This is a genomic window from Methylobacterium sp. J-026 (assembly GCF_022829585.1).
Lineage (GTDB): Bacteria > Pseudomonadota > Alphaproteobacteria > Rhizobiales > Beijerinckiaceae > Methylobacterium.
Window position 1 is genome coordinate 1 of record NZ_JAKSYC010000090.1, and the last position, 9,384, is coordinate 9,384.

Consider the following 9,384-nt stretch of genomic DNA (forward strand, 5'->3'; position numbering starts at 1 on the left):
TCACGAAGGGGACGGTCTTGGTCGCCTCGCCCAGCGCGATCGGCAGGATGCCGGAAGCCAGCGGGTCGAGGGTGCCGGCATGGCCGGCCTTCTTGGCGTTGAAGGCGCGCTTCACCACCGCGACCGCGTGGGTCGAGGTCAGGGATCATGTGGCAGCGCTGGCAGAAGGCCGCGAGGTTGGCGTCGGCGTTGTTCGTGGTGTCGTGGTCCCGATGGGCTGCAGCCGGCGCCGCCGGAGAAGCCGTCCTGGCTGCGGTTGCCGAAGGTGGCGGTGGTGCCGGCGGCGGCATAGGGGGCCGGGACGCCGAAGGTGGAGTTGTTGTTGCTGCGGCTGGAGGCGTCGAACGCGTAGCCGGCGTTGATACCGAAGTAGGCGCCGGTCCAGGTGAACACCGGCACGGGGGTGAACACCGGCGGCGGGGCGGCGCGGCGGGGCAGGTCGGCGGCCGAGGCGGCGGCCGTCAGGGCGGTGAACGCAGCCAGCGAGGCCAGGAGCTTGGTCATCTAGGTTGGTCCACAATTTGAATCTGACAATAAGGCTACCGACTTATGACGAAATTGGCTGTAGTTTTATGGGCGCACTAATCGATCACAAGTCGTAATGGCATATTAAATCTTCAATTAACATTCGTTAGATTGCCGAAATATACCACAATGTACTCGGCTAAGTGCGACAACATAAAAGCTTCGCTTTGGTTGCGACGCCCTATCGCGTTGCTCAGGTGGTGTGGCAACGAGATTACACCTCAGCTTGGCTAAGTCTCCATAAAGACGAGTACATTACCAGTTACTGCGTCATCATGCCGATCGGCCCGAGCACCGCTTCTTCTACCCGATCGACTGGCCGCAGCTCTCGGCTGTAATCCGGTTCGGCTGGGCTAAGGGATGCTGTGAGGGCTGCGGACGGCCGCATGGGCGAATGGTCTGCCACCTCGGCGACGGGCACTGGTGGGACGTTGAGTCCCGCCGCTGGCGCGATGGCTGGGGGCGCGGGATCCGGATCAGATCAGGTGCCGACATCTTCGGTCGCGCTCGCCGGACCCGGGTTATCCTGGCAGCGGCACACCGTGACCTCGACACGTCGAATAACGCTGCCGCCAACCTCCCGGCCTTCAGCCAGAGGTGCCACATGATCCATGACCGGCCGGAGCATCAGAGACGGCACTGGCGCACGCTGTTCCAACGGAAGGCGTTCGGCGACCTGTTTAATGGACCTTACGTCTAATCGAGCAAAACATCTTGAGCCGTGGTGTATGTCGCTTAAGCGACGGCGCGGTTTGGCACAGCGGCCATACTCTGTCCCTCTACGACCTCGGCGCCGAGAAGGGGGCAACGGATCTCCTGCGGGTCCTCGTAAAAGACCGCAACCAAGGTTCGGGCACGGTGCATCCAGAGATCGCGCTCGACCTGCAATCGATCGCATACGGCATGGATCTCGGCCACGGCGATGTGCATCTCGTCCACCGCACCCCGGAGCTCCATCGTCCGGCCACGCTCGTCCGCGAGAGCAGCCTTCAAGACAGCCAAGGCAGCGACGCTCTCTTGATCCCAGGTTGCGTTTTGCCGTTCGGCTCTCGCCACCGTTTCGGAACTGAAATGCGCTACCTCCTCGCGTGCCTGCGGCCCGTCGAACGATTGAGGAGGAGGCGTTTCGTCTGTCGAAGCGTCGGTAGGGCTGCCAAGTGGCTCCTCCTCCAGCACGAGATCGTGCAGCATCGTGAACACCGCATCGGCGTTGAAGCGCTTGAGATCGAACCCGCTCTCCGCCGCCAGCTCATTCCACAGCGCCTGACCGCGAACCGATTGCCCGACGAAGGCCATCGACCAGTTCACGAACCCACGCTCCCTGATCGGGCCGCCCTCCAACACCGTCACGTCGCCGTGGCGGGGATCGCGCTGGATACGTTCAAACGTCTCCTCGACGCCCTTTTGCGGCCCTTCCAGCACCTGCGCGAAGGCGCCGCCGTTGAACATCAGCGCGCCAGTGACCCCCGCGCGCTCGTTGTTCCGTCGCGATGCCACGAGGATTTGTTCGATTGCAGCCTCGGCCTCAGTCCCTGTCAGAAGGTTTTTGCTGGCGTAGACAAGGCGGTACAGCACGCTCATCGGCAAGTCTCCGTCCGGTCGGCAAGTCGTAATCAGCGAATGTGAGCGGCATGGGCTGCTCGATCGTGCGCCGCCGCCCGCATGGACGGGTCGAACGCTGCGGCTATCGGCTGGAACGCGCGCACGAGATCGCCATCGAGGCGACCGACCATCCCATCCAGAATGCTGAAGGCTTGCTTGCCGGCCATAGGCGCGCGGTAGGGCCGCCGCTCGATCAACGCTCCATAAACATCGCAGACCGTCACCAACCGCACGAGGTCTGGGATCTGCCCGCCCAACAGCGCATCGGGGTAGCCGGACCCGTCGAGCATCTCGTGGTGCGAGCGGACCACGGTAAGCATCGCATCCTCAAAGCCACAACCCAGTAGCATGGCGTGACCAAGAACGGGATGGGTGCGCATCACTGACAATTCCACCGCGTCGAGTTGACCCGGCTTGTTCAGGATCGCGGGCGGGACGCGGATCTTGCCGACATCGTGCAGCAACGCGGCCTTCGTCAGACGATGACGATCGGCTGCGGCAAACCCGAGGCTGCTGGCGAAGGCGGCGGCGAGGCCTGCGACCAGCAGGCAATGCTGGTGCGTGGCGTTGTCAAAGCGGCGTACCGCTTGGATCCAGGCGCGCACACCGGCCTCGCGGATGGCGCGGGTCACGAGACCGGTCCCCGTCTCGATCGCCGCCGGCGTGACCAGCACACCCGGTACGAACACGTCCGCGAGCAGGCGCTGCGCCGCCCCGGCATGGCGTTCCACCGCGGGGGCGGACGGATCCTCGCACCGGTGCAGACCTTCCAGCGCCGCCAGAAGGGTCTGCGCAGCCACGCCGAACCCGAGAGTGCCGGTAGCGCCGAGAGCTTGAGCCTGAGCTTCGGCGCGGGCGGCGTTGCCATGCACCAGAAAAAGGTATGGCACGCCATCACCACGGACCCGACCCAGGATCCGACGGAGCCGCAGGACCGCGTCGGAAGTCAGGGTACTGACGTCGCTGACGATAAGCGCGGGGGTGCCGGTTCCCAAAGCCTCCGCGTACAGATCGTGTATACGGCAGGCGCGAAAGGTACCGAGATCTTGCGCCAACCGTTCGCCGCGGCGCGGGTCGTCCGTGATCAGCAGAAGCTCACTCATGCCGCGTCCTTAAAGAACGTCGCTCGACTTCCCCACCAGCGCGACATGACCAGCTGGTCCCACCCGAACCGCTCGGATCACGCGACCACGCGCGCCGCCTCACGCACTTGGCGCGTTGCCGTATCGACCTGCTCGTTCGCCCGAGCGATCGCCTCCATGCCGCCGGCGATCGTCGCTACCCCGTGGGCGGCCGTATGCATGCTGCCCGACATCTCCCGCGTCACGGCGGACTGCTCCTCGACCGCTGCCGCGATCGCCGCTGAGACCTCGTCGAGGGATCGGATCGTGCCTTGGATCGCGCCGATCGCCTTGACCGCCTCGCGTGTGGCTGCCTGCGTCGCGGTGATCTGCCCGCGGATCTGGTCGGTGGCCTTGGCGGTCTGCTCGGCCAAGGCCTTCACCTCGGAAGCCACAACAGCGAAACCCTTACCCGAGGCGCCGGCTCGCGCCGCCTCGATTGTGGCGTTGAGCGCCAACAGGTTGGTCTGCGCGGCGATCCCCTGAATCATCGTCACGACGTCGCCGATCTGTGCCGCCTGCCCGCTCAGGCCCTCGACGATGCCGCTGGTATGACGCGCCTGTTCGACCGCCTCGCTGGCCATGCGCGCGGCGTGGCTGACCTGCTGGCTAATCTCCCCGACTGAGGCCGACAGTTCCTCCGCGCCCGAGGCGACACACTGGATGTCGCTGGAAACCTGTCCCACTACGCCGGCGGCCTCGGCGGTCTGGCGCGTGACGGCCTCGACCGCGGTGCCGATCGCATCGAGGTCAGTGCCGATCGCGCGCTGCGCCTTGGCCCGCCGCTGGCGCTCCTGCACCTGCGCGGTGATGTCGGCGGCGAACTTCACTACCTTGAGCACCGTCCCATCCGCATCGGTGATCGGGTTGTAGCTCGCCTGGATCCAGACTTCGCGGCCCCCCCGGGCGATGCGCCGGAACTCGCCCGCCGCGAAGGTGCCCTGGCCTAGCCGGTCCCAGAACCCACGGTAGGCCGGGCCGGCCTGCTCGGCTGCGTCCACGAACATGCTGTGGTGCCGGCCCTGGATCTCGTCGAGCCGGTAGCCGACCGCGTCCAGGAAGTTCTGGTTGGCGTCGAGGATGGTGCCGGTCGGATCGAACGCGATCACGGCCTGCGAGCGATGCAGCGCCGTGATCTGACCGTCGAGGTCGAGCATGCGCAGCTTCTGTGCGGTGATGTCGGCGGCGAACTTGACGACTTTCACGATGCGCCCGGCGCGGTCGAGCACCGGGTTGTAACTCGCCTGGATCCACACGGCGCGACTGCCTTTGGCGATGCGCTTGAACTCGGCGGCCTGGAACGTGCCCCGCCGCAGGGCTTCCCAGAATGCGCGGTACTCGGCGCTGTCGCGGGTGGCCGCCTCAACGAACATGCCGTGGTGCTGCCCCTGGACTTCGGGCAGCGTGTAGCCCATCGCGGTCAAGAAGTTGGCGTTAGCGGCGAGGATGGTGCCATCAGGCTTGAACTCGATGATGGCTTGCGATTGGCTCAAGGCGTCGAATTTGGCGACGAGATCGGCATGCGTCCGCGTTCCACCAAGCATAGTCATCGACTCCCAGTGATCAATGGAGGCTGTTCGACAGCGAACACAGAGGCCAAGCAAAACTGATGTTTGGCGGCTAAAGAGCCATGTTATTTTGTAACCGTGTTATAATAATGCACTATTGCTCCTAATTAATCGTTAAACCCGGTAGTTTTGACGTAAAAAGCAATAATCTATCATTTGACGGCTTCATATTACAAGTACCAGCGCGATCAGTATTCCTAAGATACAATTCAGGCGTGTTCAAGCGCGGCGAGTGCTCGTAGCGCCGCAGTTAACGAGTCGTTACTTACGCTGGTCGGCTCGTATCGTCCGGCCGCGCTATTGGCGGGGCGCCCGATCCGGCGGACGACCTCGCGCTCGAACGCGACAAAGTTTACGACTCGCCCACCGGCGGCGCACAGAGGCCGGCAACCGATTTCGAACCGGTACTGGGTACCATCAGAGCGGTAGTTGGTGAGGTAGCCATGAAAGCGCTCACCAACTGCGAGCGCCCGGCCGAAAGCGTCAAGCGAAGTCCGGCGGGGTTCCTTACCCTGCACGAAGCGGGGGCTTTGCCAGACGATGTTAACGAGACTGCGTCCGACCAGAAACCTGAAGGCGACGTTAGCATAAATGATAGTTGGTCCAGGCGAGTCGATCGCCGCATCGGTGACAATGATACCGATGGCAGCGTCCTACGCCAGAGCGCGGATAAGTTCGAAACCCGTCATGTTGCAGCAACGCTTTGACCAGGCAGGTCGCGCGGAAACTGTACTTAACGCATAGTACGCGAACGATACACGCACCGTTAATCTCGACACATCGCCACTCCAATGTCTGGTATACTATCTGCCTGCAGACCCTCACCGCACGGCTCGACCGCCTACACCACCCGCGCGGATTCTCGCACGGTCTGATCGATCGAGGCCGGCCGCCGCTCGTCGGCAGCCCTTCTTTGGTTCCGTTGTCCTAGATTCTGACAGGACTAGAATTTTAGTAGGCGTGCGGTTCGCGGATTTGCACCCTCCCCCCTGTGCCGGTGTGGCGGAAGCGAACGATCCACGTTTGGACAGTGGGTCTCGTGTTCGCGCCAGCCGCAGCCAGGCGGCCCACTCCGGCGACACGATCCGCACCACGTTCGTGTCGTTACGAAAGCCGGTGATCTGGCGCTCCTCGACCGTCACGAGACCGAGCTTCCGGGCCTCGCGGATGGCGTTGCGCACGGTGGTCTCGGCCACGCCGGTGACTGCGGCGAGGTTCGGCACAGACAGGCGACAATTCTTCCGGCGAACGACCTCGGCGGCTGCGAGGGAGAGGACGGCCTGCTCGGCCAGGGTGAATCGGGCCGCGAGACCAGGTGGAAGGCGCGCGAGGCCGGGCGAGCCGTGATGGTATGGCCGCCCGGCCAGCCTACTACAGGGTCGGTCCACTTGTTCGCCGCCTCGGAAGTTCGGCCGGAAGAGAACGAACCGTCGCCTGTCCCGGTGATTGTCCCAATGAGATGAGCCCAATCATCGTCATCGCCACCTCCGCCGGTGGCCTCGGTCCGCTCATGCGGATCGTCGAGGCTCTGCCCAGCACGTGTCGCGCCTCCGTGTTCATCGTCCAGCACATCGGGACACATCGAAGCGACCTCCCCGACATCCTCACCCAACGTGGCAATCTCCCGGTAGCCTTCGCGCGCCACGGGGAGGCGATCGAGAGTGGCCATATCTACGTTGCGCCACCCGACCACCACATGCGGTTGCGCTTCGGTGCGATCAGTCTTGATCGAGGGGTCAAGTTCCACTTCGCGCGCCCGGCCGCCGATCCCCTGTTCATCTCAGCGGCCAAAACCTACGGCGAGCGCGTCGTCGGGGTCGTACTCAGCGGCGCGAACATTGACGGCGCCGAGGGGATGCGGGCAATCACGGCGCATGGTGGCCTTGGCTTGGTCCAAGACCTGGAAGAGGCCGAACATCCCGAGATGCCCTCAGCGGCGGTGAGGCGCGATCACCCTGAGGCACCCCTTACGAGCGACCGGCTCGCTGAGCGCGTTGCTGCTCTCTGTGTTGGTCGCTGAGCTTCAAAAAGCCGGTGGCCCTGGCATAGGTTGAGCTACCCAGCCGAGTCAGTGGCCTTTGAAGGACGCCCCACGAAGCACGGTGCCCGCAACGACATCCCCGCCACGGTGACGGCGATCAAGCGTAGGGGCGTGATGGCTTAACTCGAGATCGAACTAGTCGGCACGACCTACTGGATGTCCTCGTTGATGATGATCGACTCGGTGGAGGCGTTGGGCCTCAAGGAGGGCGACACCGTCCACGTTCTTGCAAAGGCCGTGAACGTCCTGCTCGTGAAGCCCTGTGGCAATCGCGAAAAATCCTATCCCAGGATCGCATATGGCACTGACATGGGCTGTACAGATGAGCGATCGTCAGCCGCTCCGGAACAGGTGCTGCCGCCTGGAAGAGCTGTGCGCTTCCGCCTGCAACGCAAGGCGATGCCTCGATGGCTTCGAAGCTCCTCCACGGCCTTTACCCATTCATCCGTAAGCTGGAGAGCGTCAGCCGCCTCTCGGATGAGGAGCGGCGTGCGATCGAGAGCCTGCCGGTCCGGGTGCGGACCCTGTCGGCCCGACAGGACATCGAGCGGGAGGGCGACCTCGCGACCCAGTGCTGTGTCATCCTGGAAGGCTGGGCCTACCGCTACAAGTTCCTAAGCGAGGGACGGCGCCAGATCTTCTCGTTCCACATTGCGGGCGACATCCCGGATTTGCAGAGCCTGCACATCCCACTGATGGACCACAACCTCGGGACGATGACCCGGGCAACGGTCGCGTTCATCCCGCATGGGAGCATGCACAACCTCACGAACCGCTTCCCGGGTATCGCGGCCACGCTCTGGCGTGACACGCTGATCGACGCGGCGATCTTCCGGGAATGGTTGGTCGCCATGGGGCGCCGCCCGGCATTCGAGCACTTGGCGCACCTCTTATGCGAATTGTACCTGAAGCAGGAGGCGGTCGGTCTGGCGGGTGATCACCGCTGCCCCCTACCGATCACTCAGACCGATCTCGCCGATGCCACGGGTATGACGCCCGTCCACATCAACCGCGTGTTGCGGGATATGCGCGGTCGCGGGCTGATCACACTGCACCGGCACACCCTGGTGGTGAAGGCGTGGGATGAGCTGATCCGCGCCTCCGAGTTCGACGCGACCTACCTGCATTTGCGGAAGCGAGCGGCGGGATGACCCTGCATTTTCAGCCGGTGCGGGTCCGCACCAGCAGTCAAGACAGCAACGGACAACTCGTGTTCGCGGACGGCTTCCTCGTGGCAGTCCTGGTTCGGCTCTCCGACTAACACGGTGCCGATGTGGGCCTGCGGTTCTTGGAAGCTGGCTTCGGCCCGACCGCAGTGATCGGTGCTCCCCTGTTCTTAGACCTGAACGCGGCTCAGGCCTGGATCGAGCGGCATCTCAGCAGCAAGCGGGGGGGGGGGGCCGTAGCTTAGGATGCGACTGGAAAGGTTCTCAGGAAACACCCGGTGCCGGACCCGTAAACAGCCGTTCGTATTCGGCTTCCGGAGCGCCGTAGGAGGGGCCGGCTAGAGCAAGCAGCGCCGCGCGATCGCGGACGATCAGGGTACCGCGCTGTCGACCGATCACGCCGGAACGCTCCAAGACCGAGATCGCGCCCGTCAGACCCGGACGATTGACCCCGAGCATCAGCGAGAGAAACCGATGCGTCGTCGGCAACTCGTCGCTCTCAGTCCGATCGTGGACCATGAGCAGCCAGCGGGCGAGACGCGGCTCCAGGGTGTAGCGGCCGTTGGCTAGGGCCGTGGACGTGGCAAGCACGCTGAGGACGTGCGCATACCGCAACAAGTGATTGTGCAGGCGCGGACTGCTCCGGAGCGCCTCGGAGAAGGCGCTCACGGGTATGACCTGCGCCAGCCCGATAGCCTGAACCCGGGCCTCGTCTGGCGTCCGCTCGGCGTCGAGCAGGATCGGCACGCCAACCATGCCCTCGCATCCGACGAGCCCGACCTCGACCTGCTGGCCATCTGCCGCGACGCTGACGAGCGAGACGATGCCTCGTTCGACGAAGGCGACCTGCGTGATCGGGGTGTCGGCTGTGATCAGCACATCGCTCAACGACAGGACCACGAGTTCGAGGTGCGGCCGCAGGAGACAGAAATCGTCCGGATTCAGGGATCTAAGCAAGCGATTGAGGCAGCTATCCTGCGTCGGTTGCGACATGGTCCCGTTCAGTTGGAGCGGGAGGCCCAAGAGCTCTCGGTCGGCAGCACTTGAACGTGCCTGCGTCCTACGCCTGCTTGTCTTTGAGCCTAATCTTCAAAGAAAGCAAGATATCAATCAAATGATGGAGATTTGGTCGGATATCTGACATAGTGGCAGATACCGAGGTGCAGCGATGTGAGCCCCATGCAGCAGGCGCTGACGCGGAAGCTTGAGAGCTTTGAACCGCTGTCCGACCAAGCCCGCTCGGCCCTGAACAACCTGATACTCAAAGTCCGGCAGGTTGGAGCGCGCCAGGATCTAATCCAGGAAGGCGACAAGCCCGACAACGTCCTGCTGATCCTCGACGGCTTCGCCTGCCGGTACAA

At 63.8% G+C, this 9,384-nt stretch carries 8 protein-coding genes and 4 pseudogenes; 5 read left to right on the plus strand and 7 right to left on the minus strand.

All coding sequences use genetic code 11. The features are described from left to right. Positions 1-142, minus strand: a pseudogene (locus tag MKK69_RS08675) (tRNA pseudouridine(55) synthase TruB); the annotation flags it as partial. A gap of 86 nt (positions 143-228) precedes the next feature. Further along, a pseudogene (locus tag MKK69_RS08680) lies at positions 229-504 on the minus strand (porin family protein); the annotation flags it as partial. A gap of 286 nt (positions 505-790) precedes the next feature. Between MKK69_RS08680 and MKK69_RS08685 the strand changes: the two are divergent. Beyond that, positions 791-1,225 carry a hypothetical protein gene (locus MKK69_RS08685; protein ID WP_243967383.1) on the plus strand — a complete coding sequence of 145 codons (435 nt, stop codon included), beginning with the start codon at positions 791-793 and terminating at the stop codon, positions 1,223-1,225. A 35-nt stretch (positions 1,226-1,260) separates the two neighbouring features. Here the strand turns inward: MKK69_RS08685 and MKK69_RS08690 are convergent, their stop codons facing one another. The 3 genes from MKK69_RS08690 to MKK69_RS08700 all read right to left on the minus strand — a co-directional run bounded on the left by MKK69_RS08690 (position 1,261) and on the right by MKK69_RS08700 (position 4,792). Further along, positions 1,261-2,106: a BLUF domain-containing protein gene (locus MKK69_RS08690; protein WP_243967375.1), complete on the minus strand. Its 846-nt coding sequence runs from the start codon at positions 2,104-2,106 to the stop codon at positions 1,261-1,263. Between the two features lie 32 nt (positions 2,107-2,138). After that, on the minus strand, positions 2,139-3,230 hold the full coding sequence (locus MKK69_RS08695) for an HD-GYP domain-containing protein (protein ID WP_243967376.1): 1,092 nt from the start codon (positions 3,228-3,230) through the stop codon (positions 2,139-2,141). Between the two features lie 77 nt (positions 3,231-3,307). Continuing rightward, positions 3,308-4,792, minus strand: a complete 1,485-nt coding sequence (locus MKK69_RS08700) for a PAS domain S-box protein (protein ID WP_243967377.1) — start codon at positions 4,790-4,792, stop codon at positions 3,308-3,310. Between the two features lie 467 nt (positions 4,793-5,259). Between MKK69_RS08700 and MKK69_RS08705 the strand changes: the two genes are divergently transcribed. Next, positions 5,260-5,523: a hypothetical protein gene (locus MKK69_RS08705; RefSeq protein WP_243967378.1), complete on the plus strand. Its 264-nt coding sequence runs from the start codon at positions 5,260-5,262 to the stop codon at positions 5,521-5,523. 114 nt (positions 5,524-5,637) lie between these two features. Here the strand turns inward: MKK69_RS08705 and MKK69_RS08710 are convergent. After that, positions 5,638-6,141, minus strand: a pseudogene (locus MKK69_RS08710) (helix-turn-helix domain-containing protein); the annotation flags it as partial. Positions 6,142-6,275: 134 nt separating this feature from the next. On the opposite strand from MKK69_RS08710, the gene MKK69_RS08715 reads away from it, so the two are divergent. Next, positions 6,276-6,836, plus strand: coding sequence for a chemotaxis protein CheB (locus MKK69_RS08715; RefSeq protein ID WP_243967379.1), 561 nt, complete (start codon positions 6,276-6,278; stop codon positions 6,834-6,836). 428 nt (positions 6,837-7,264) lie between these two features. Further along, the gene (locus tag MKK69_RS08720) at positions 7,265-8,008 is read left to right on the plus strand and encodes a Crp/Fnr family transcriptional regulator (RefSeq protein ID WP_243967380.1); all 744 of its coding nucleotides are present in this window, start codon (positions 7,265-7,267) and stop codon (positions 8,006-8,008) included. 279 nt (positions 8,009-8,287) lie between these two features. Here MKK69_RS08720 and MKK69_RS08725 read toward each other — a convergent pair whose 3' ends face one another. Beyond that, positions 8,288-9,046 carry a Crp/Fnr family transcriptional regulator gene (locus MKK69_RS08725; RefSeq protein WP_243967382.1) on the minus strand — a complete coding sequence of 253 codons (759 nt, stop codon included), beginning with the start codon at positions 9,044-9,046 and terminating at the stop codon, positions 8,288-8,290. A 156-nt stretch (positions 9,047-9,202) separates the two neighbouring features. Between MKK69_RS08725 and MKK69_RS08730 the strand changes: the two are divergent. After that, positions 9,203-9,384, plus strand: a pseudogene (locus MKK69_RS08730) (Crp/Fnr family transcriptional regulator); the annotation flags it as partial.